At 62.9% G+C, this 20,951-nt stretch carries 22 protein-coding genes; 13 read left to right on the top strand and 9 right to left on the bottom strand.

Annotated elements, in window-relative coordinates; translation table 11 throughout:
- Positions 1–35: 35 nt before the first annotated feature.
- The gene (locus tag ACDK93_RS06080) at positions 36–1,757 is read right to left on the bottom strand and encodes a cytochrome c biogenesis protein DipZ (RefSeq protein WP_458071713.1); all 1,722 of its coding nucleotides are present in this window, start codon (positions 1,755–1,757) and stop codon (positions 36–38) included.
- On the opposite strand from ACDK93_RS06080, the gene ACDK93_RS06085 reads away from it, so the two are divergent.
- Together ACDK93_RS06085 and ACDK93_RS06090 are read left to right on the top strand one after the other, a co-directional pair.
- Positions 1,756–2,607, top strand: a complete 852-nt coding sequence (locus ACDK93_RS06085; RefSeq protein WP_458071714.1) for an RNA polymerase sigma factor — start codon at positions 1,756–1,758, stop codon at positions 2,605–2,607. The genes ACDK93_RS06080 and ACDK93_RS06085 overlap by 2 nt on opposite strands.
- A gap of 5 nt (positions 2,608–2,612) precedes the next feature.
- Positions 2,613–3,296, top strand: coding sequence for an NrsF family protein (locus ACDK93_RS06090; RefSeq protein WP_458071715.1), 684 nt, complete (start codon positions 2,613–2,615; stop codon positions 3,294–3,296).
- Positions 3,297–3,347: 51 nt separating this feature from the next.
- On the opposite strand, the gene ACDK93_RS06095 is transcribed toward ACDK93_RS06090, so the two are convergent.
- Positions 3,348–3,830 (bottom strand): YajQ family cyclic di-GMP-binding protein, encoded by a 483-nt coding sequence (locus tag ACDK93_RS06095; RefSeq protein ID WP_458071717.1) that lies wholly within the window; start codon positions 3,828–3,830, stop codon positions 3,348–3,350.
- Between the two features lie 150 nt (positions 3,831–3,980).
- On the opposite strand from ACDK93_RS06095, the gene ACDK93_RS06100 reads away from it, so the two are divergent.
- Both ACDK93_RS06100 and ACDK93_RS06105 read left to right on the top strand, forming a co-directional pair.
- Positions 3,981–5,159, top strand: a complete 1,179-nt coding sequence (locus tag ACDK93_RS06100) for an NAD(P)/FAD-dependent oxidoreductase (protein WP_458072357.1) — start codon at positions 3,981–3,983, stop codon at positions 5,157–5,159.
- Between the two features lie 81 nt (positions 5,160–5,240).
- A complete protein-coding gene (locus ACDK93_RS06105) occupies positions 5,241–6,125 on the top strand; it encodes an NAD(P)-dependent oxidoreductase (protein WP_458071719.1) in 885 nt (294 codons plus the stop codon).
- Positions 6,126–6,178: 53 nt separating this feature from the next.
- Here the strand turns inward: ACDK93_RS06105 and ACDK93_RS06110 are convergent, their stop codons facing one another.
- Positions 6,179–7,063, bottom strand: coding sequence for a PhzF family phenazine biosynthesis protein (locus ACDK93_RS06110; protein WP_458071721.1), 885 nt, complete (start codon positions 7,061–7,063; stop codon positions 6,179–6,181).
- Between the two features lie 165 nt (positions 7,064–7,228).
- On the opposite strand from ACDK93_RS06110, the gene ACDK93_RS06115 reads away from it, so the two are divergent.
- The 6 genes from ACDK93_RS06115 to pncB all read left to right on the top strand — a co-directional run bounded on the left by ACDK93_RS06115 (position 7,229) and on the right by pncB (position 12,426).
- Positions 7,229–7,834, top strand: coding sequence for a rhomboid family intramembrane serine protease (locus tag ACDK93_RS06115; protein ID WP_458071722.1), 606 nt, complete (start codon positions 7,229–7,231; stop codon positions 7,832–7,834).
- A 139-nt stretch (positions 7,835–7,973) separates the two neighbouring features.
- Positions 7,974–8,729, top strand: coding sequence for a histone H1-like repetitive region-containing protein (locus ACDK93_RS06120; protein ID WP_458071723.1), 756 nt, complete (start codon positions 7,974–7,976; stop codon positions 8,727–8,729).
- A 157-nt stretch (positions 8,730–8,886) separates the two neighbouring features.
- The gene (locus tag ACDK93_RS06125) at positions 8,887–9,360 is read left to right on the top strand and encodes an LptM family lipoprotein (protein WP_458071724.1); all 474 of its coding nucleotides are present in this window, start codon (positions 8,887–8,889) and stop codon (positions 9,358–9,360) included.
- 96 nt (positions 9,361–9,456) lie between these two features.
- Positions 9,457–10,470, top strand: coding sequence for an aminopeptidase (locus tag ACDK93_RS06130; protein ID WP_458072359.1), 1,014 nt, complete (start codon positions 9,457–9,459; stop codon positions 10,468–10,470).
- Between the two features lie 83 nt (positions 10,471–10,553).
- Positions 10,554–10,925 (top strand): thioredoxin family protein, encoded by a 372-nt coding sequence (locus ACDK93_RS06135; RefSeq protein ID WP_458071725.1) that lies wholly within the window; start codon positions 10,554–10,556, stop codon positions 10,923–10,925.
- Positions 10,926–11,238: 313 nt separating this feature from the next.
- Entirely contained in the window at positions 11,239–12,426 is a 1,188-nt protein-coding gene (gene pncB / locus ACDK93_RS06140) for a nicotinate phosphoribosyltransferase (RefSeq protein WP_458072361.1), read from the top strand.
- A gap of 24 nt (positions 12,427–12,450) precedes the next feature.
- Here pncB and ACDK93_RS06145 read toward each other — a convergent pair whose 3' ends face one another.
- The 3 genes from ACDK93_RS06145 to ACDK93_RS06155 form a co-directional block, all read right to left on the bottom strand.
- Positions 12,451–13,242, bottom strand: coding sequence for a MetQ/NlpA family ABC transporter substrate-binding protein (locus ACDK93_RS06145; protein ID WP_458071726.1), 792 nt, complete (start codon positions 13,240–13,242; stop codon positions 12,451–12,453).
- Positions 13,243–13,313: 71 nt separating this feature from the next.
- Entirely contained in the window at positions 13,314–14,015 is a 702-nt protein-coding gene (locus tag ACDK93_RS06150; protein WP_458071727.1) for a methionine ABC transporter permease, read from the bottom strand.
- A complete protein-coding gene (locus ACDK93_RS06155) occupies positions 14,012–15,022 on the bottom strand; it encodes a methionine ABC transporter ATP-binding protein (protein WP_458071728.1) in 1,011 nt (336 codons plus the stop codon). The genes ACDK93_RS06150 and ACDK93_RS06155 overlap by 4 nt, the downstream gene beginning before the upstream one ends.
- Before the next feature lie 102 nt (positions 15,023–15,124).
- Here ACDK93_RS06155 and ACDK93_RS06160 point away from each other — a divergent pair, with 102 nt between their 5' ends.
- Positions 15,125–15,610, top strand: a complete 486-nt coding sequence (locus ACDK93_RS06160) for a glutathione peroxidase (protein ID WP_458071729.1) — start codon at positions 15,125–15,127, stop codon at positions 15,608–15,610.
- A gap of 34 nt (positions 15,611–15,644) precedes the next feature.
- On the opposite strand, the gene dacB is transcribed toward ACDK93_RS06160, so the two are convergent.
- A complete protein-coding gene (gene dacB / locus ACDK93_RS06165; RefSeq protein ID WP_458071730.1) occupies positions 15,645–17,186 on the bottom strand; it encodes a D-alanyl-D-alanine carboxypeptidase/D-alanyl-D-alanine endopeptidase in 1,542 nt (513 codons plus the stop codon).
- Positions 17,187–17,305: 119 nt separating this feature from the next.
- Here dacB and ACDK93_RS06170 point away from each other — a divergent pair, with 119 nt between their 5' ends.
- A complete protein-coding gene (locus tag ACDK93_RS06170) occupies positions 17,306–17,788 on the top strand; it encodes an FKBP-type peptidyl-prolyl cis-trans isomerase (protein WP_458071731.1) in 483 nt (160 codons plus the stop codon).
- Between the two features lie 144 nt (positions 17,789–17,932).
- On the opposite strand, the gene ACDK93_RS06175 is transcribed toward ACDK93_RS06170, so the two are convergent.
- Positions 17,933–19,024: a phospholipase A gene (locus ACDK93_RS06175; RefSeq protein ID WP_458071732.1), complete on the bottom strand. Its 1,092-nt coding sequence runs from the start codon at positions 19,022–19,024 to the stop codon at positions 17,933–17,935.
- A 150-nt stretch (positions 19,025–19,174) separates the two neighbouring features.
- Positions 19,175–19,939, bottom strand: a complete 765-nt coding sequence (locus ACDK93_RS06180) for a hypothetical protein (RefSeq protein WP_458072542.1) — start codon at positions 19,937–19,939, stop codon at positions 19,175–19,177.
- Here ACDK93_RS06180 and ACDK93_RS06185 point away from each other — a divergent pair.
- Positions 19,829–20,941 carry a winged helix-turn-helix domain-containing protein gene (locus tag ACDK93_RS06185; RefSeq protein WP_458071733.1) on the top strand — a complete coding sequence of 371 codons (1,113 nt, stop codon included), beginning with the start codon at positions 19,829–19,831 and terminating at the stop codon, positions 20,939–20,941. The genes ACDK93_RS06180 and ACDK93_RS06185 overlap by 111 nt on opposite strands.
- Positions 20,942–20,951 lie beyond the last annotated feature (10 nt).

A 20,951-nucleotide genomic window follows, 5' to 3' on the forward strand; every position in this document is an offset into this window, starting at 1 on the left:
GCAATACGACAACCACCATGGGCGATTACACAAAATCAGCCGAAGGTGAAGGCATACGCCTGCACGCCCGGGTCAAGAAACTCGATGTCGAACAGGCGCTCGCCGCTGCCGCCGGCCTGGCGTACCAGCTGGTAAAGCCGCTGCGCGTCGACCAGGCCATTGCCGTCGGCGTCGGTATCCATGCCGTGATCAGCACCCGGCGCCTTGCCGTCGATGCGCACACGAAAGCGGATCGGTCTGCCGTCGGCCGCGGGACCAAGCACCAGGTGCAGGTCGCGGCCGCGGAAGCGGTAAACGATGCGCCCGCCGGCCTGGTCCAGCTGCGCGTTCTCCGCATGCACGGTCCAGCGCCCGTCGAGTGCCCATTGGTTGCTGCCCAGCGTGTCGGGCGCGCGGTAATCTTCGGCGTCGTCGTGCGCGACCTTGCCGCCGACGAAGTTCAGAGCGCGCGCGTAACCAACGTAGGTTTCCGGCGAAATGGCGGCGCTGCGCGAAGCGGCTGCTTCGATACCTTTCTGCGTGCCGCTGACGTAGCCGCCCGGCAGATTTTTTTGCCCGGCTTCGGTCAGCAGTCGGCGCAGCAGATCCTCGCTGTCGGCATAGCCGCCTTCGCCGAAATGGTGATGGCGAATCTGCCCTTCGGCATCGATGAAGTAGTGCGCCGGCCAGTACTGGTTGTGGAAGCCTTGCCAGATCGCATAGTTGTTATCCAGCGCGACCGGGTAGTCCACGCCCAGATCCTTCACGGCCTTGGCGACATTGGCTGGATCCTTTTCGAAGGCAAACTCCGGCGCGTGCACGCCGATCACCACCAGGCCGTGGTCCTTGTACTTGTCGGCCCAGCCGCGCACGTATGGCAACGCGCGGATGCAGTTGATGCAGGAGTAGGTCCAGAAATCGACCAGCACCACCTTGCCGCGCAGCGACGCGGTCGTCAGCGGCGCACTGTTGATCCACTGCGTGGCGCCGGCGAGCGACGGCATCTGGCCTTCCACTGGCAGCGCCGCGCCGGCCTTCGGGACGGGCTCGGGCGCCTGCGGCGGGCTCACGGCGTCGATCAGCTTCTGCTCGATGCCGCCAGTGCTGGCCAGGGACACGCGGGTAAGCCATCCGGTATCCGCGCCCAACGCGATTGCAGCAACACCCGCCAATACCAGCACGCCGAGTCCGCGGCGCACCCATTCGCCGGCACCGAGCGAGCGCTTCATCAACGCAAACACCTTGCCGCCGATCAGCAGGGCCACGCCGAGTGACGTGGCAGCACCGATGGCGTAGATCAGCAACAGCAAAGTGGTCTGCACGCTGGCACCGTTCAGCGCCGCCGCGGTAAGCAGCAGGCCGAGAATCGGCCCGGCGCAGGGCGCCCACAGCAGGCCCGTCGCCACGCCGAGGCCGGCTGCCGACCAGATGGAATCCTCCTTACCCGACGAGCCTTGCGACAGCTTGTTGCCCAGCGCCACAAACGGGCGGCCGATCCATTCGGCCAGATGGGTCGACAGCAGCGTCAGACCGAGAAACGCCAGCACCACCAGTGCAACGATGCGGCCGTACTGATTCGCGTGCACCGCCCAGCCGCCGCCCAGCGCTGCCAGCGTGGCGACCGCCGCGAACGTAATGGCCATGCCCAGCAGCATCGGCAGGCCGTTGCGCGCGAACGGCCGATCCGAGCGAGCAAAGACGAACGGCAGCACCGGCAGGATGCACGGGCTGAGGATGGTCAGTATGCCGCCAAGAAAAGCGAGAATCAGAATAAGCATGCACGCATCATTGATTGAGGGGTTCGACAGGATATTCGCCGGCATGGGCGCCGCGGTTACCGGAAAAGCGGCGAATATTCACGGGGCACGTGAGTTATATGTGCTGACGGGTTCTAGTTACGTGGTAACTCCAGCGACAGATGCGGCGAAAGCACTCCAGAGAATGCATCGATTCGGAGCGACCGTGCCGCACAGCTTGACCGCCAATGCCTTCATGGGTCTAGATAGCGCTCTTTCCCCGTGGGCGAGCGCTACCCGAACCGTGCAGGCTGAAGACGTATCTGATAGCGCCAACGAATCGCCCGACCAGCGTCGGGCGCGCCTCATGGCGGCTGCGCAGGCCGGTGACCGGCGCGCATACGAACGGGTGCTGGCCGATTCGATTCTGCTGATTCGCCTGGCGGCACGGCGGCGAGGTGTGGCTGCGGATCGCCTGGATGACGTTGTGCAGGAGACGCTGATCACGCTCAATCGCGTACGCCATACCTACGATCCTTCGCGCTCGTACGACGCCTGGCTCACGGCCATCGCCAATCGCCGCGCCATCGATGCGCTGCGCAGCCGCGGCCGGCGCGACAGTCGCGAGCTTCACGACGACATGGCGTTCGACAACCACGCCGATAGCGACGACGCCAGTTCGGCCACCGAGCAGCTGCAGCGCGCGCAGCGCCTGCGCGAGGCCATCGCCGAGCTGCCGCCGGGCCAGCGCGAGGCCGTCGAGCAGATGGGTCTGCACGAACGTTCACTGAGCGAGGCGGCCGAATTGACCGGCCGCAATACCGGCGCATTGAAAGTCAATCTGCATCGCGCGCTGAAGGCGCTGCGCGAACGCTTCAACGGAGAACCGTGATCGCCATGTCCGAACCGCGACCTCAGCCCGCATCGGCGTCCAGTGAGCGATCCTACGAATCGCTGATCGGTCGACTCAGCACGGAGCTGGTGCCGGTGCGCCGGCTGCCGCCGCCGTCCCTGCGTACCCTGGGCTGGCTGCTTGCGGTGGCGGCCATTGCCGCGGTGCTGCTGCTGCATTACGGCGTGGCCGGCATGGCGCAGCGCTTTGCCGGTACGCCGGATCTTGCCTGGGCCGGCGTCGGCGCCGTGCTCACCGCGATCAGCGCGGCCTGGGCCGCCTTTGCATTGAGCGTGCCCGGCCGACGCTCGGCCTGGGCATGGTTGCCGCTGCCTGCCGCGCTGCTGTGGATTGGCGCCAGCGGGCTGGGCTGTCTGCGTCAGGTCATCGCTCCGGGTACGCAGATATCGACCATGCATCAGTCGGCGGACTGCCTGGTCTTCATCATCGGTTTCTCGATACCGCTGTCCGCACTGATGGTGGTGCTGCTGCGGCGCGCCTATCCGCTGCGCCCCGTGCTCACCGCCGTGCTGGTGGGTCTGGCCAGCGCCGCCGCGTCGGCGAGCCTGCTGGAAATCTGCCATGCGTATGACGCGGCAGCGACCGATCTGCTGACTCACGCTGCCGCGGTTGGGATGGTCGTTGCCGTGAACGCGGCGATGGGCGGGCGGCTGTTGTCGAAAGCCTGATTTCCGCGTTTTTCACAAGACACCGCATGCTGCCGGCTTGGTGCGGGCAGATCAGTCGCGGAAGTTGTCGAACTGCAGCGGCAGATCGACTTCCGCCTTGCGCAACAGGGCCATCGCGGTCTGCAGGTCGTCGCGCTTCTTGCCGCTAACGCGCAGCTTGTCACCGTTGATCTGCGCCTCGACCTTGAGCTTGGCTTCCTTCATCGAGGCGATCAGCTTTTTCGCGATCGGCTGCTCGATGCCCTGCTTGACGGTGATTTTCTGCCGGGCGCCGGCGAGATTGGTTTCGACATCGGCAGCATCCAGTGCGCGCAGGTCGATTTTTCGCGCGGCCAGCCGGCCGCGCAGGATGTCCATCATCTGATTGAGCTGGAACTTGCTCGCGCCGATCTGCGTGATCACGAAATCGTCCAGCTCGAATCGGGCATCGGTGCCTTTGAAGTCGAAGCGCGTGGTGAGTTCGCGGTTGGCCTGGTCGACGGCATTGGTGAGTTCGTGCTTGTCGACTTCGGAAATGACGTCAAAGGAGGGCATGGCGATGACTCTCGTGGATCGGTGCGCCAGTGTAAGCGATGCCGAACGGGCCGGCTGATGGATAATGCCGCATGACCAAGCGATTGAAATCGGCCCGCCAATCCAAACGCGGCCACTCCATCACCATCCAGGCCGTTTGACGTGGCCGCCATCAACACCGATGTGCTGATTATCGGCGCGGGCGCCGCTGGGCTGATGTGCGCCATCGCCGCCGGCCAGCGCGGGCGCAAGGTGCTGGTGGTCGATCACGCCAACCGCGTGGGCAAGAAAATCCTGATGTCCGGCGGCGGGCGCTGCAACTTCACCAACCTCGGCGTGACGCCGGCGCAGTATCTGTCGGCCAATCCGCATTTCGCCAAATCGGCGCTGGCGCGCTACACGCCGTGGGATTTCATTGCACTGGTGCAGAAGCACCGCATCGCTTATCACGAGAAGGAGCTGGGCCAGCTGTTCTGCGACGACTCCTCCAAGCAGATCGTGCGCATGCTGCTGGACGAATGCGAAGCGGCCGGCGTGACCACCGAAACCAGCTGCGCGGTCTCGCGAGTTCGCAAGAATGAGAGCGGTTTCAGCGTGACCACCGCGCGCGGCGACGTGCAGGCCGAATCGCTGGTAGTGGCCAGCGGCGGCCTCTCGATTCCCAGCATGGGCGCTACTGGCTTTGGTTACGAGCTGGCGCGCCAGTTTGGTCACGACGTGCTGGCCACGCGCGCGGGCCTCGTGCCGCTGACGCTGAGCGGCAAGCACCAGGAGCATTACCAGGATCTGGCCGGCGTCGCGTTGCCAGTCGTGAAAACGACGGTCGGCAGGCAGTCGTTTCGCGCCGGGCTGTTGTTTACGCATCGCGGCATCAGCGGCCCATCGATCCTGCAGATTTCCTCGTACTGGCAGCCGGGCGATGACCTGCGCACCGATCTGCTGCCGGATGTCGAAGCCGGCGCCTGGCTGGTTGAGCAGCGCGCGGCGCGGCCATTGGCCGAACTGAAAACCGTGCTGGGCGACGCGCTGCCTAAACGGCTGGCGCAGCGACTTTGCGAGCAGTGGTTCGAGAGCCGGCCGATGCGCCAGTACCGCGACGCCGAGCTGAGCCAGATCGGCGGCCAGCTCAACGCCTGGCCGATCACGGCCAGCGGCACCGAAGGCTATCGTACCGCCGAGGTCACGCTGGGCGGCGTCGACACCAACGGCCTTTCCTCCAGCACGATGCAGTCCAGGCACGTGCCGGGCCTGTATTTCATCGGCGAGGTGGTGGACGTCACCGGCTGGCTGGGCGGCTACAACTTTCAGTGGGCTTGGGCCTCGGGACAGGCCGCAGGCGAGGTGGCCTGACGTTTCGAGACGCCGCTTTCGCATCATCTGAACACGGCGCCTGTTTCACTTGGACGCTGATATGACGAAGAGGAAGCATGCATGAAGGTTGGATTTATCGGTCTGGGCGCCATGGGCGCGGCGATGGCCAGCAATCTGGTCCAGGCCGGCCATACGGTGACCGTGTGGAACCGCTCCGAAGCCGCCGCCGCGCCGCTGGTGTCGCTCGGTGCCAAGCTGGCGCGCACGGCCGACCGTGCCGCCCAGGGCGAAGTGCTGTGCAGCATGCTGGCCAACGACAAGGCGGTGCGGGAAATCATTTTCGATAGCGGCCTGCTCGACGCGATGGACCCCGGCACCGTGCACGTCAACCACTCGACCATTTCCGTGGCGCTGGCCAAGGAGCTGGCCGAGGAACACGCCAAGCGCGGGCTGGAGTATGTCGCCGCTCCCGTGTTCGGCCGCCCCGACGTCGCTGCCGCCGGCAAACTCAATATCCTGGTCGCTGGCAAGTCGTCCGCGGTGGACAAAGCGCGCCCGCTGCTCGACGCCATGTCGACGAAGCTCTGGCCGATGGGCGATGCGCCCGAGCGCGCCAACGTGGTGAAGATTGCCGGCAACTTCATGCTGGCCACGGCGATTGAAAGCATGGCCGAGGCGTCGTCTTTGACCCGCGCATACGACATCAGCGCCGCCGACTTCCTCGACGTGATGACCAACACGTTGTTTGCCTCGCCGGCGTATCAGGGCTACGGCAAGCTGATCGCCGAAGAGCGCTTCAAACCCGCGGGCATGAAGCTGCCGCTGGGCTTGAAGGACGTCGAACTGGCTCTGACCGCCGGCAGCAGTGCGCACGTGCCGCTGCCGCTGGCCGGCGTGGTTCGCGACAGCCTGCTCGAAGCGCTCGCTGCCGGCGACGAACACGTCGACTGGTCTGCGCTGGCGCTGGTGTCAGCGCGTCGCGCCCATCTGGACGACCGAAAGTAAGTCTGGAGGACCGAGTCCGGGCGATGTTGAGGCCGGCCTGCGAAGGTCTTGCCTCAACCGCCCAGCGTCCAGTTCGCCGTTCCATCAATGACGGTGGCCGTGCGGCCGCCGATCCACACCGCATCGCCCTCGATCAGGGCAACCAGCCTGGCATCGTGGCCCATTTCACGGCCCTGGCTGATCACGTAGCCGCGCGCCAGCGCACCGTCCGGTTCGACTGCTGCAAGATACGCCGCGATGCAGCCATTGGCCGCGCCGGAGGCCGCGTCTTCCACAATGCCGGCGCCCGCGGCGAGCGCACGAACGACCAGCTGATAGTCGTTATTTGAGCTGCGCGCAAAGGCACATACGCCCATGCTGTTGGTCGCCCTGGCTAGTTCGCCGATAGCCGCATGATCGGGTTTCCACGCGCGAATGCTGGCTTCATTCGAAATTTCGGCCAGCCACCAGCGCCGGCCGCCATCGACCAGCGCGGGTGCCAACTGGCCCAGGTCGACTCCAGCGAGCGCGGCGCCGAGTAACGGATGGGCGTCGTGGCCGCTTTGAACTACCCGCTGCGGTGGTGAAAGCAGCGACAGCTCGCGTTCGCTGCCGCTGCCTTGCACGCGAATCGGCAGCGTGCCGGCGCCGCATTCCTGCCACAGCAGACCGTCGTGCGGTTCGACCAGGCCACACTCCAGCGCTGCGTGTGCGCTGCCGATACTGGGATGGCCGGCAAACGGGATCTCTTTTTGGGGGGTGAACATGCGCACGCGATAGCTTGCCTTGGGATCCTCGGGTGGCAGCAGAAACGTTGTTTCGACCAGGTTGGTCCAGCGCGCAAAGCGCTGCATGTCCCGCGCGCTCCACTCCTTGGCGTCGAGCACGACGCCAAGGTGATTGCCGCCGCCGAGGCTGGCGGTGAATACGTCAAGGTGCATGTAACGGAATGAACTCATGATGATCTCTACTCATAAATGGCGCGATGCGTTGGACGTCGTGGGTCTTGCTCGGGTCGGCCATGTGTTTGAGCAGGCTTGCCCGCTATCGCTCACTACGCAAGTCGACAAGATGCGGCGGTGGCGCGAAGATGTCACGCTTTACCATCGCTCGCGGAATAGTCCATGCCGGTCACTTTCATCATTATCGCTATCACCGGCATCGTGTCGTTCATGGCTTTCAAGAACAGCCGGTTGATGAATGATCTTATCCTGTGGCCGCCGGCCATCACCAAGCAGCGCGAGTACCACCGGCTGGTGACCTACGGCCTGGTGCATGCGGATTTCGGCCATCTGTTTTTCAACATGCTGACGCTGTATTTCTTCGGTCAGGTGATGGAAGTTTTTTTTGCGGGGCACCTGGGCAGCTTTGGGTTTGCGCTGTTCTATATCGGCGGTCTGGTGTTCTCGATTCTTCCGACCTACGTGAAGAATCGCAACAATTCCGGGTATCGCAGCCTTGGTGCGTCGGGTGCCGTTTCGGCCGTGCTGTTCTCCTACATCCTGTTATTGCCGTGGAATAAAATCATCGTGTTCGTCATACCGATGCCGGCAATCGTTTATGCCGTGCTGTATACGGGCTACTCGATCTTCATGGACCGCCGCGGGCAGGGCAACATCAACCATAGTGCGCACCTGTGGGGCGCCGCCTATGGTGTGATCTTCACGCTGCTCATGGACTCACGTGTGCTTCCTTATTTCATCAATCAGTTGTCACACCCGTCGTTTTGATGACTCAAGCGCCCTGTTTGTCGCAAAGAACATGGACGATTTTTCATGGCGTCAGCCGTTAATGTCCGAGCGATTGAAGGCGCGCATACTCGCTCTGGCTAGAGCACCGTTTCATTGATCAACGCAGGAGAACGAACGCATGGCTATGAAGGGCAAGTCGGCAACGAAAAAATCCGCGACGAAAAAGGCACCGGCAAAAAAAGGGGCCGCTAAAGAGGTTCCGGCTAAAAAGGCAGCCGCCAAGAAAGCAGCCGTCAAAAAGACCGTGACGAAAAAGCCTGTGGCAAAAAAGGCCGCTCCAAAGAAGGTGGCAGTGAAGAAAGTCGTCGCCAAGAAGGCGAGCCCCAAGAACAAAGTGGCGGCGAAAAAGACCGTAGCCGGAAAAGCGCCGGCCAAAAAAGTGGTGTCCAAAAAAGCCGCTGCCAAAAAAACGGTAGCAAAAAAGGCCGCCGCCAAGAAAGTCGTCAAGGTGACGGCAAAAAAAGCGCCGCCCAGGAAAGTCGTAGCCAAGACAGCAGTGAAAAGGCCCGCCGGCTTCGCTGCGACAGCCGCGCCGAAAAAACCGGTGGCGACCAAGCCGCTGGTCAAGAGGGCCGCTTCTTTGCCGAAGAAGGCCAAGGCAGCTCCACGCAAGCTGCCCACCCTGCCGCCGCCGGAAATCCATCACATCAGCCCGGCAGAGGCAGTGGAACATATCCAGGCGCTGCTGGAGGCCAAGCAGGAGCGCGTGCGCCAAGGGCCGAGCTGGCCGGGAGCCGTAACTACGCAGCCCGCGCCCCACGCCCCCGATCCGCATGCGCCGGAGTCTCCGGCCGGCGGCGGGTTGTCGAACGAAGCGGCGTTCGGGCATGCGCTGGCGCATGAGCGTGGCGATCAGTCCAAGCGCAAGGGCTGATCGCTCAGCAGATGGTTCCGGCAGGTGGCCTGTCGAGCATCGCTACCACATGGCTGGCGGGTGAACGCCCATCAGCCACGTGTCTGAACCTCACGAGGCATTCAAGGCTGCAGGACTAAGATGCCTCCACAGCTCCTTCTGGAGCCGGAGAAAGATCATGAAACGCATCCTTGTCCGTCTTGTTCTGCTTAGTGCGGTTGTTGCTCTCTCAGGCTGTTATTACGACCCCGGTTATGGCTACGTCCGCAGCAATGGCTACAGCGGAGATGCCTACTACGGCCAGGCAGCGCCGGTGTATCAAGGCGCCTATTACTCGCCTGGTTTCGGTTATTACGACAACGGCTACTACGGCTGTTGCGGCGCTGGCATCATCGGTGGCTGGTACGGCGGATATGGTGGCTACGGCGGTCCCCGCTACTATGGCGGCGGTCGCGGTTATTACCCCGGTCGCTACGGTCACGGTGGCGGCTACTGGCACGGCCGGCCGGGCTACGGCGGCCATCCGGGCTACGGCGGCCATCCAGGTTACGGTGGACATGCCGGCTACAGCGGCGGCCACGGCGGTGGTCACTACTCGCACGGCGGAGGTTCGCATGGCGGTGGCGGTGGCGGCGGCCACGGCGGCCACTGAGACAGATGGCCACGCCTGCGGCACAATCGCCGCATGGCTTGGCAAAAACCATTTAACCGTTTGACCGGTATCCCAAGGCTCATCGTCATCGCGACGGTGGGCCTTTTGCTTGGAGCGTGCGCCAGCGTTCGATATTACGCGCAGGCGGTGCGCGGCCAGAGCGAGATGCTGTTTCATCGACGCGATATCGGCGCCATTGTCGCCGATCCGAGCACCGATCCCCGCGTGGCAGCAAGACTGGCCCTGGCCCGGCGGGCGCGCCGCTTCGCCTCGCAGCACCTCGCGTTGCCCGACAATCGCAGCTATACGCGCTACGTGGACCTGCATCGCCCATTCGCCGTATGGAACGTTTTTGCGGCGCCGCGTTACTCGGTCGATCCCGTGCTGCATTGTTTCCCCGTCGCCGGCTGCGTCGGCTATCGCGGCTATTTTTCCGAAGCCGATGCCAAGGCCGATGCCCAACAGCTGCGCCGGCAGGGCGACGATGTGGAAGTCGGCGGTGTCTCGGCCTATTCCACGTTGGGATGGTTCGCCGATCCGATCCTCAGCAGCATGCTGCGCTGGGACGACGATGACCTCGACGGCACGATCTTTCACGAGTTGGCGCATCAGCTGATCTACGTGAAGGATGACACTGCGTTCAACGAATCCTTTGCCATGTTCGTGCAGGATCAGGGCCTGCGCGAGTGGCGCCGGTCGCGCGGGCTGCCGGCGCAGGATGACCGCGCGCAGGCGTTGGAAAATGGCTTCACCGCGCTGGTGCTGGATTTGCGCGAGCGGTTGAAGACGCTTTACGCCAGTGGTGTGGATCATCTGCAGATGGAGGCGGGAAAGCAGCACGAAATCGCCGCATTTCGCCTGCGCTACGCGCAGTGGCGAGATAGCCATTGGCCTGGCGAACACCGCTACGATGCCTGGGTTGCTGCGCCGATCAATAACGCAAGCCTGGTTCCTTTTGGTTTGTATGACCAGTGGAAGCCGGCCTTTGCCGCGCTGTTCAAACAGTCGATGGGCCAGTGGCCTGCTTTCTACCAACGTGTGCGTGAGCTTTCACGTCAGCCGAAGCCGCAACGCGACGCCGTTCTCGCTGGGTTGAACGGGCCAGCCTGAGCCGTCCGACAAGCCGATCGCTTGGTTTTTCGGTGCGACGATCCATCTCTGTCTTCGACACAGAACACGTTTGCCGAGCCCATATGTCCGATACCGCCGTTCCCGAATTTTTTCAGCGCTTTCCCATGAGAAAGGTAAGCGACGCCTCATTGGATGAGGTGCTGTGCGAAGAGGCTGCCCCGGTGGGTATTCTGTTGCTGTGGGGTCGCGACTGCCCAAACTGCGATGTTGCCAAACGCGCGATGCTCCTGGCGCAGGAACGATTCCAGTGGCCGCAGGTTCGCTGGATGCACGACAACGTTTACGATGATCCGAGCATGGCCACGCGCTTCGGCCTGCACGGCATTCCGGCCTTCATCGTTTTCCGCAATGGCCGCAAGGTGGGTCGCATCGGCGAATGGCCGGGCGCACAAGCCTTTGTTTCAGCAGTCGAAAATCAGATAGCCATGGTTTGAAAGCCTGTCGCCTGGCTGAACAGGTTGACGATGTATACGTTGAACTCACGCTGGCGCGGACAAACTTCCATCCGTGAATCGCCGTGACGGCGACCAGAAGTGAGTCAAAACATCGCTCACTGAGGGGCTGCCTTTCCTCCCCTGGACGCAGCCTGACAAGCCCCACCGGTCCTCCCCTGGCCAGTGGGGTTTTTTTTGCCCGGAATTTTTCCGCAGGCATGGTCAAAAGCGGGCTCGCATCTGATGAGCGATCGACGGGCCGCGGGATGGATAATGAACCAATGTCCCATGCATGCCTCTGGCCAAGCCGCCGATGATTATCGAATCGCTGCTCGATACCGACCTCTACAAGTTTTCGATGATGCAGGTCGTGTTGCACCAATACCCGGCCGCGCAGGTCGAGTACCGCTTCAAATGTCGTAATCCCGGCATCGACCTGGTGCCGTATATCGACGAAATTCGAGCCGAGCTGGCAGCGTTGTGCCAGCTGCGTTTCACGCCGGACGAGCTGTTGTATCTGCGCAGCTGGAGATTTCTCAAAAGCGACTTCGTCGACTTTCTCGACCTGTTCCGCCTCAACGAGAAATACGTCGAGATCACGCCTTCGGCATCCGATAACGGCGAAATCGAGATCCGCATTCGCGGTCCCTGGCTGCACACGATTCTGTTCGAAGTGCCGCTGCTGGCCATCGTCAACGAGGTGTATTTTCGACGCGTCAGCGCCGGGCTGGATCTTTCAGAGGGCCGTCGGCGGCTGCAGACGAAGATGGAACTGCTGCGCGATACGCCGGACTTCGGCGGCTGCCACATTGCCGATTACGGCACGCGGCGGCGTTATTCGCGCGCGTGGCAGCGCGAGGTGGTGACCACGCTGCGCGACGGGCTTGGCGCGCAGCTTACCGGCACCAGCAATGTGCTGCTGGCGCGAGACCTGGGCCTTACTCCACTGGGGACGCTGGCCCATGAGTACCTGCAGGCGCATCAGGCACTCGGGCCTCGACTGCGTGACTCGCAGGTCGCGGCGCTGGAGGCCTGGGCGAAAGAATATCGCGGCGACCTCGGCATCGCGCTCTCGGACGTCTACGGCTTCAGCGCCTTTCTGCGCGACTTCGACATGTACTTCTGCAAGCTTTTCGATGGCACCCGCCACGACTCCGGCGAACCGTTCGACTGGGGTGAACGCATGCTGGCGCACTATCAGTCGAACCGCGTCGATCCGCGGACCAAGGTGCTGGTTTTCAGCGACGGTCTCGACATTCCCAAGGTGATGCAGCTTTACGCCCACTTTCGCGGGCGCTGCCTGCTGGCGTTCGGCGTCGGCACCAACCTCACCAACGACGTCGGACCGACGCCGCTAAACATCGTCATCAAGATGACCCGCTGCAACGGTCAGCCGGTGGCCAAGCTCAGCGACTCCCCGGGCAAGGACATGTGCGACGACGAGGCTTACGTGACCTACCTGCGCCAGGTGTTCGAGATTCCGGCCAAGCCGTTGGTATAGGTCGGTCCTCCGGCGCGAGCGCGTTCAGAACGCTGGCAGCACCGCGCCGTGGTAGTGCTGCTCGATGAAGGTTTTGATCTCGGGGCTGGTCAACGCCTTGGCCAGCTTCTGGACGCGAGGATCGTCCTTGCTGTCCTCGCGGCCGACGAGATAGTTCACGTACGGTGAGTTCTTGTCTTCGATCAGCAGTGCGTCCGTGGTCGGATTCAGGCCAGCAGCGAGCGCGTAGTTGGTATTGATCAGCGCCAGATCCACTTCGTCCAGGGTGCGCGGCAGCATGGCGGCTTCGAGCTCGCGAAATTTCAGATGCTTCGGGTTGGCGGCAATGTCTTTTTCGGTAGCCATCTCGTCGTTCGGATCTTTCAGCGTGATCAAACCGTGCCTGGCCAGCAATAGCAGCGCACGGCTGTTGTTGCTGGGGTCGTTGGGCAGGGTCACGCTGGCGCCGTCGGGCAGCTGATCGATGCTCTTGTATTTGCGCGAGTAGGCGCCGAACGGCTCGATGTGCACGCCGGTGATGATCCCCAGATGCGTGCCGTGATCGTGGTTGAACGCTTCCAGATAGGGCTTGGTCTGAAAGTAGTTCAGGTCGATGTTTTTCTCGGCCACCTGCGCGTTGGGCTGCACGTAGTCGGCGAATACCTTGATCTGCAGATCGACGCCTTCCTTCGCGAGAATCGGCTTGACCTGCTTCAGAATCTCCGCATGCGGAATCGCCGTGGCGGCCACGGTCAGCGTATTCGGGTCGCCGCCGTTATGCGCAGAGCAGCCTGCCAGCGCAAGCAGAACAGCGAGAGCAGCGATGAGTTTTTTCATGGCGGATGACTTTGTGCGGCGCACAAGAATAGCCGTCCATACTGCCAAATGCAAAACGCGGGTTTTACGGTTCAGCGTCGTCCATAATGCGATACGACTCGGTCGCCCAGCATCTGCAGCAGCTGCACCAGCACGATCAGCAGCGCCACGGTGACCAGCATGTAGTCGGATTTGTAGCTGAGATAACCGTAGCGATACGCCAGATCGCCCAGGCCGCCCGAGCCGATAGCGCCGCCCATGGCGGTGTAACCGACCAGCGCGATGGCCGTGACGGTAACGCCGGCCAGCAGGCCGCCGCGCGCTTCCGGCAGCAGCACGTGTCGCACGATCTGCCACAGGCTGGCGCCCATCGCCTGGCTTGCCTCGATCACGCCGTGCTCCACCTCGCGCAGCGCCGTCTCGACCAGGCGTGCGAAGAACGGCGCGGCACCGATCACGAGCGGCGGAATGGCGCCGCGAATACCCAGCTTGGTGCCGACCAGAAAATAGGTTACCGGCATCAGTACGATCATCAGGATGATGAAGGGCACCGAGCGCAGGATATTCACCAGCAGGGACGTGATGGCATACAGCTTCGGCATCGGGCGCAGCTGGCCGCGGCCGGTGAGATACAGCAGCACACCCAGCGGCAGGCCGAGAACGATGGTGAGCAGCAGCGAACCGCCGAGCATCAGCAGCGTATCGACGCAGGCATGCCCGATTTCGCCCCAGTCGTCGATATGCGGGAACAGCGTCTGCAGCATCGGTGCAGCGTGGATCGCATGGATTGTCATGGGCGCAATTCCTCTATCTCGATACCGGCTTTGCGCAGCGCCGACATCGCCGCATCGATGCGCTCGCCCTGCATCGCCAGAGTGAGCTGGCCGTAAGGCATGTCCTTGATGCGGTCGATGCGCCCGGCGAGCAGATTGAAATCGATGCCCGTTTCGCGGGCCACCTGGCCGAGCGCCGGCGTCAAGGTGGCGTCGCCGCGAAAGCTCAGACGCAGGATTCGTCCGGGAATTTTGGAAAAGGCCAGCTCGGTGCCGATCGTCTCCTCGGGCAGCGCCTCGTTGACGAAGCGCTTGGTGGTGGCGTGCTGCGGGTGCAGGAAGACGTCGATCACGCTGCCGCGCTCGACGATCTCGCCAGCATCAAGCACGGCAACTCGGTCGCAGACGCGGCGCACCACATCCATCTCGTGCGTGATCAGCACGATGGTGAGTTTCAGTTCGCGATTGATTTCTGCGAGTAGATCGAGCACTGATGCGGTCGTCTGCGGATCGAGCGCGCTGGTGGCTTCGTCGCACAGCAAAATCGACGGCTTGTTGGCCAGCGCGCGCGCGATGCCGACACGCTGCTTCTGGCCACCGGAGAGCTGCGAGGGATACTTGTCGGCATGATCGGTCAGGCCCACCCGCGCCAGCAGTTCGTCCACGCGCCTGCGCAGCACGGTGGCGTCGCGTTCGCCGGCCAGACGCATTGGAAAGGCCACGTTATCGGCCACGGTCTGCGAGGCGAGCAGATTGAAGTGCTGGAAGATCATGCCGATATGGCGACGCTGCGCACGCAGCGCTGGCTCGGCCAGCGCGGTCATTTCGGTACCGCCGACGTAGATCGTGCCGCCGCTGGGGCGTTCGAGCAGATTGATCAGCCGTATAAGCGTCGATTTGCCTGCGCCGGAAAGACCGATGATGCCGAACACCTCGCCGTCCACGATATCGAGGCTGAAGGGCTTCAGCGCCGGGCTCTCGCGACCGTCGACGCGGTAGGACTTGTGCACATCAACGAAGCGGATCAAGGCGTAACCTGGCTTTTGCGCTAAAACCGCATTCTATGTCACGGACGCCGCCAGCGATGGCGTAGACTTCAGGCAGTTAACCCCACAGCAGGAGCTCGCCCTATGTCCAGCATCTACGATTTCACCGTCCGCGATATCGATGGCCACGAGCGCTCGCTCGGCGAGTTTCGCGGTAAAACGCTGCTGATCGTCAACGTGGCCTCCAAGTGCGGTTTCACTCCGCAGTACAAGGGCCTGGAAAACCTCTGGCAGGATCAGCGCGACAAGGGGCTGGTGGTGCTGGGTTTTCCGTGCGACCAGTTCGGCCATCAGGAGCCGGGCAACGAGGAGGAGATCAAGACGTTCTGCAGCACCCGTTACGACGTCACTTTCCCCATGTTCGCCAAGATCGAAGTCAATGGCGACCATGCCGATCCGCTGTATCAGTGGCTGAAAAGCGAAGGCAAGGGCATTCTCGGCAGTGAATCGGTCAAGTGGAACTTCACCAAGTTCCTGGTCGATGAAAACGGGCAAGTCGTCAAGCGCTACGCGCCCACCGACACGCCGGAGAAGATCGGCAAGGATACGCTCGCACGACTCGGCGGCTGATGCCTGCGTCGTAAGCGTGCGGCGCAGGTCGGTATCAGCTGCGCCCGTGAAAATCGGCGAGCATGAGGGCGACGGCGTTGACATCGGCGCCGGCGCTGGGGCCGTCTGCCGCCGGCTCGTAGTTGTTCAGCATGATGGCAAACGCCAGCCGCTCGCCGGCCGCGCTGGTAACGTAACCGACCAGACAGTGCACGTAGGTCATGCTGCCGGTCTTGGCATGAACATTGTTTTCCGCGGCCGTTTTACGCAGCTGGCCAGCAAGCGTGCCATCAATGCCGGCGATCGGCAGCGCGTCACGCAGTTGCGCGGCATACGGCTGCGCCGACAGGTAGGTGAGCAGCCGCACCATGGCGGCGGGCGTCACCAGGTCGCGGCGCGACAGTCCGGTGCCTTCGTCGATCAGCGCCGTTGACGGCGACATGCCTATATCGGCCAGCAGCTGGTGCAGCGCCTTGACCGACCATTGTTCAGTGCTGGCAAAGGGCACCATGCCCGTGGCGGCCTCCGTGGCCTGCCGATGCGCACCAACGCTGAGAAAAAGATTCTGCAGGTACAGATTCTGCGAGCGCTTCAGGCCCCGCTGCAATATGTCCATCAGCGGCGGCGACTGGATTTCGGCCAGTGTGTCCGCACGCGCCACGAAAGCGGCATCGTCCTGTGGCCAGTGCAGGGAATGCACTTCACCGGTCATGACAATGCCGCGATCGGTCAGCGCCTTGCGCAGCTGCGCGCCGGCCACCAGCGCCGGATCGGGCAGGGACAGCTTGAAGTGCTGCGGCGGCGATTTCGCCGGCACCGTGCCAAAGGCGTAAAGCGTGGCGTCGCCCGGCGCGCGATACAGATTGATGTCGGCAGGTGTACGCGACAGCGTTGTGGTTATGTGGCCAAGCAGCGACATCTTCGCGTCGACGGGATCAAAGCCGAGGCTTGCCGGCAGGCCGGCGGCGGAGCCCGGCGAAAGCGTGATGTCCACGATATTTTCGCCCACGCTGAGCGCGGACGACGGCACGCCAAACCAGCTTTGCAGATCGCCTGCCTCCCAGCCCGATCCAAAGCTTGGGCCGGTGAAATAGCTGTCGTCGGCGATCAGGTCGCCGCGGACTTGCCGCACGCCGCGCTGATAAAGCTGTTCAGCCAGCTGTGCGGCCCAGGCGGCGCTGCTGGGCGTACCCAGCGTTGGGTCGCCCGTACCGTAGAGCACGAGAGGGCCGTTTAGACGTCCATCACGGATCGTTCCACTGGCAAGCAGGCGGGTCGGTATCTGATAACCGGCACCCAGAGTCGACAGTGCCAGTGCCGCGGTGAAAAGCTTGGCCGTCGAAGCGGGCTGCATGAGCCGATCGGCCCGGTGGACGTAAAGCGTGCGGCCGCTGTCCAGCGAAACGACTGAAATCCCCCAGCTGGCCGCGGCAAAGCGGGGCTGGCTGATCTGGTTGTCGATCTGCGCGGCCAGTGCGGCGGTGTTGTTCGAGATTGCCTGAGGAGCCGCTGCGGCGGTGGCCACGTTGAGCCAGCAGGAGCAGGCCATCAAGCCGGTCATGAAACGCCGTCGGCGCGTGTCTGGTGCGAGTGTCATGCTTTCAGTATCGCCAATCCTGCGGCATCGTGCTCACGGCTATTTCGTCATGTTCTGGTAGCCTTTGACCCTCGTGCCGGCATCTGGCCGGCGGACTCACACCTATTCGCGAGACATTCATGCAAATTGCTCCCAACGCCGTAGCTGCCTTTCATTACACGCTTACCGATGATCAGGGTCAGGTCGTCGACAGCTCCGAAGGTCGCGAGCCGCTGACCTATCTGCACGGTACGGGGCAGATCGTTCCTGGTCTTGAGAAGCAGATGGAAGGCCGCCAGGTGGGTGACAAGTTCAATGCCGACGTATCGCCCGAAGAAGGCTACGGCGTGCACCACGACGAGTTGATCCAGGAGGTGCCGCGCGAGGCATTCCAGGGCGTGGAGGACATCCAGCCGGGCATGCAGTTCCAGGGCCGTGGCCCGCAGGGCGAGATCAACGTCACCGTGACCAAGGTCGATGGCAACACGGTCTATATCGACGGCAATCACCCGCTGGCAGGCCAGACCCTGCATTTCGCCATCGAAGTGACGGACGTGCGCGCCGCCACGGCGGAAGAGCTGGAGCACGGCCACGTGCACGGCGCCGGTGGCCATCACCACTGAAATAACCGCAAGAAGGCAGGTGCGACTTCGTTTTCCAGCCTTCAAGCAGCCAAAAACCGGATGACCCAACGTCATCCGGTTTTTTTATGGCCATGGATGGCCGGTATGCCGGAAATGCAGGAGCAATTTTCGGCGATGGCTGAATCAGTACCAGTCGAGCAACGAGATGCCTGCGCCGATGTACGTGGCATTGTGGTTGTAGTCGATCAGGCTTTCGCCGTAACCCTTGAACGCCTCCATATAGCCGCGCATGTTCCCGACCAGTGGAAAGCTCCAGGTGAACTGGGCGGCGCCGTGGGCTTCACTGCCGCCGCGGAGCGAGCTGCGCAGCATCAGGCCGAACTCCTGGCCATTCCACTCGTGGATGATCTGCATGTCGCCGCGGCCGACGTAGTTGCTGATGTCCGGATTATTGTCGCTGGTGCGTGACTCGGGGATGCGCCACCAGGGTCGAACCATCACCGTCCAGCCATCGCGTTCGAAGCCGATATCGGCCATCACCCGGTTCCAGCTGCGCGAGAGCGGATCGGAGCGGCCGTTCGACTGGTGATCGACGCCGATGCCGAGCAGGCGCCCATCCCAGCCGAAGACCGAATAGTTGGTATTGAAGACCAGCATCGCTTCGGGCTCGTAATTGGTCTCCCGGAACGGGCGCGATGCCTGCGAGTTGTAAACCTGCCAGTGCGAGTCCTGGGTGTAACCGACCCAAAGGTCGCCGTATTCGCCGAACACACCCTGCCAGACCTTGGTTTTCAGGCTGAGCTGGAACTTCGCCTCGCTGTTCTGCAGTGGTTGCGGCGAGGTCACCGTATTGACCGGATTGGGGCTTTTGGGCTCCGTGTTCTGGTTGCTGGTGACGAATAGCGGCATCAGGTAAACCGGCTTGTAACCGCGCACGTTGAACGTGCCGAGTTTGCTTTCCTGCGACAGCTCCCAGCGGCTGTCCAGCAGCGACAGGGGCTTGCCCGCATCGGCATCGCTGGGCACCGCGGCGGTGGATCTGTCGTGACCGAAAACGCTGGTTGACGCGCCGCTGCTGGGCTGGTCCGCGCGCTTCTGCGCTGCCGGAAGATTGGTACGCCCGGTGGCGTGGTCGTAGCAGACCAGACGCTGCGCGTCGCTTTCGATGCCGGTGCAGGCGCGAATATCGGTGGGGCTGGGGTTCTGCGCGTGTGCCGCCGAGGTGAGTGCGCCGGCCAGCAGTGCCAGCGGCGCTGCGAGGAAAAGAGGCTTCATGAAAAACTCCGGAAAATCTGATGAGCGAGGATCGAGCCGGATTTCCAAGCCACGCATCCCCGATTGCGCGTCCGAAAGTTTCTCACAAAGGCCGTAAAAAAGCCGGCCGCAGACGAGATGCTGCGACCGGCTTTTTTTCAGCAGGTAGGGTCAGAGCTGCTTCGACCAGCGCAGGTATTCGGCCTTGCTGACCTTGCCATCCCGATTACGGTCGGCATGAACGAAGTCGTTCGCCAGCGGCGGATAAGCTTCCGCCTGACTTTCGCTAATGCTCTTTCCGCCGCCGGACAACTGCTCGAACGAAGGCGCAGGTCCAATGGTGGGCGCAGGGGAGGGCGCACTGTTGACTGTCACCTCGCCCCGGGGTGTCTGCATGTCCGCCGTGTTGGGCGAGGGCATCGCCGATGATGAAGTGGTCGATGGCGCAGTGGGTGAGGACGACATGTCCTGCGCGAAAAGCGCGCCGCCGAACAGCAGCGCGCCGGCGGTGAAAATGCCGAACAATGGCTTGCAGAATTTCATGATGGATACTCCGTGCCAGAATGAAGAACTTGAATGACACACGCTCGAAATGTGTCGCCGTACTGCGAAAGTACCTTGTGCTGTGAGGCCCCAACATCGTGTTCGCGAATCCGTGAAGCTTCCGTGTCGTTGATAGACCATCCTGGTCTGACTGCCGCCCAGGCACGCCTGTTGCACCTGCACGCGCAAGGTCTGCTCCAGACGCGCCGGCGGAAGGCACGACGGGCTGATGTGGTCGCAACCATCGAACAGATGCGGCTGCTTCAGATCGATACCATCAACGTGGTCGCGCGCAGCCCTTATCTTGTGCTTCATGCCCGGCTCGGAAGCTACCCGGCGAGCTGGCTGGATGAGGCGCTCGCCGGCGGCCAGCTCGCAGAGTGCTGGGTGCATGAGGCATGCTTTGTGCCGTCCGTGGATCTCGCGCTGCATCGGGGTGCGCGCCTGCAGCGATCGCATCACTGGGCTCATCGCAACGCCGACGCGCTATATCGGGACCAGCGCGCGGGCATGGATTCGCTGCTGGAAGGCATTCGCCGCTCCGGCCCGGTAAAGGCGGCCGACTACGCGGCGACCGAACTGAGCCAAGGTGCCGGAAAGCCCGGCTGGTGGTCATGGAAACCCGAAAAGCGCTGGCTCGAGGCTTGGTTCGCGCTGGGCGAGCTGATGGTTGCGCGGCGCGATGGCTTCCAGCGCGTCTACGACGTCGCAGAAAACGTGCTGTCGCGACTCGATCCGCCGTTCGATATCAGTGCCGAGGCGCTGTCGGCAGCCGCGCTGCGGCAGCGTTTCATTCTCGATAGCGTGCGCGTTCTGGGCGTAACGCAGGCCGCGTGGATCGCCGACTACTACCGTTTGAAGCCAGCGGTGACCGCCGGAGAACTGGCGCCGCTGCTGGCTAACGGAAACCTGCTGAGCATCACCGTGCAAGGCTGGGATCAGCCCGCCTACGTGCACGCAGATCACGCCGACGCCCTTGGCAAAGCGATGCTCGGCCGTTTGCGCGCCACTCACACAGCTCTGCTTTCGCCCTTCGATCCCGTCATCTGGGACCGGACGCGCGCGCGGGGCATGTTCGATTTCGACTACGCGCTGGAGTGCTACACGCCGGCGGCCAAGCGACGATACGGCTATTTTGTCTTGCCGATCCTGCATCGGGGCAGGCTGATCGGTCGACTGGATGCCAAGGCCCACCGCGCCGAGGGCCGCTTCGACATCAAGGCTTTTTATCTGGAACCAGGAGTCACGGCGGCATCGATGCGGTGGCCAGAGCTGGCGGTTGCGGTGGCGAAAACAGCACGCTGGCACGGAACGCCGCATGTTTCTATCAGCAGCCTTCAGGAAGACTCAGGCGTTGACGCGCTGCGCGCCGCCCTGCAGTTCAGAGCGCGCTGAGTCGGGGTTT

This window comes from Rhodanobacter sp. BL-MT-08 (genome assembly GCF_054161255.1).

What these genes read in the sequence shown, in the direction of transcription:
- ACDK93_RS06085 (WP_458071714.1), top strand. Translation starts at nt 1,756, where the DNA reads ATGCACGCATCATTGATTGAGGGGTTCGACAGGATATTCGCCGGCATG.
- ACDK93_RS06080 (WP_458071713.1), bottom strand. Translation starts at nt 1,757, where the DNA reads ATGCTTATTCTGATTCTCGCTTTTCTTGGCGGCATACTGACCATCCTC.
- ACDK93_RS06090 (WP_458071715.1), top strand. Translation starts at nt 2,613, where the DNA reads ATGTCCGAACCGCGACCTCAGCCCGCATCGGCGTCCAGTGAGCGATCC.
- ACDK93_RS06095 (WP_458071717.1), bottom strand. Translation starts at nt 3,830, where the DNA reads ATGCCCTCCTTTGACGTCATTTCCGAAGTCGACAAGCACGAACTCACC.
- ACDK93_RS06105 (WP_458071719.1), top strand. Translation starts at nt 5,241, where the DNA reads ATGAAGGTTGGATTTATCGGTCTGGGCGCCATGGGCGCGGCGATGGCC.
- ACDK93_RS06110 (WP_458071721.1), bottom strand. Translation starts at nt 7,063, where the DNA reads ATGAGTTCATTCCGTTACATGCACCTTGACGTATTCACCGCCAGCCTC.
- ACDK93_RS06115 (WP_458071722.1), top strand. Translation starts at nt 7,229, where the DNA reads ATGCCGGTCACTTTCATCATTATCGCTATCACCGGCATCGTGTCGTTC.
- ACDK93_RS06120 (WP_458071723.1), top strand. Translation starts at nt 7,974, where the DNA reads ATGGCTATGAAGGGCAAGTCGGCAACGAAAAAATCCGCGACGAAAAAG.
- ACDK93_RS06125 (WP_458071724.1), top strand. Translation starts at nt 8,887, where the DNA reads ATGAAACGCATCCTTGTCCGTCTTGTTCTGCTTAGTGCGGTTGTTGCT.
- ACDK93_RS06135 (WP_458071725.1), top strand. Translation starts at nt 10,554, where the DNA reads ATGTCCGATACCGCCGTTCCCGAATTTTTTCAGCGCTTTCCCATGAGA.
- pncB (WP_458072361.1), top strand. Translation starts at nt 11,239, where the DNA reads ATGATTATCGAATCGCTGCTCGATACCGACCTCTACAAGTTTTCGATG.
- ACDK93_RS06145 (WP_458071726.1), bottom strand. Translation starts at nt 13,242, where the DNA reads ATGAAAAAACTCATCGCTGCTCTCGCTGTTCTGCTTGCGCTGGCAGGC.
- ACDK93_RS06150 (WP_458071727.1), bottom strand. Translation starts at nt 14,015, where the DNA reads ATGACAATCCATGCGATCCACGCTGCACCGATGCTGCAGACGCTGTTC.
- ACDK93_RS06160 (WP_458071729.1), top strand. Translation starts at nt 15,125, where the DNA reads ATGTCCAGCATCTACGATTTCACCGTCCGCGATATCGATGGCCACGAG.
- dacB (WP_458071730.1), bottom strand. Translation starts at nt 17,186, where the DNA reads ATGACACTCGCACCAGACACGCGCCGACGGCGTTTCATGACCGGCTTG.
- ACDK93_RS06170 (WP_458071731.1), top strand. Translation starts at nt 17,306, where the DNA reads ATGCAAATTGCTCCCAACGCCGTAGCTGCCTTTCATTACACGCTTACC.
- ACDK93_RS06175 (WP_458071732.1), bottom strand. Translation starts at nt 19,024, where the DNA reads ATGAAGCCTCTTTTCCTCGCAGCGCCGCTGGCACTGCTGGCCGGCGCA.
- ACDK93_RS06180 (WP_458072542.1), bottom strand. Translation starts at nt 19,939, where the DNA reads ATGCACCCAGCACTCTGCGAGCTGGCCGCCGGCGAGCGCCTCATCCAG.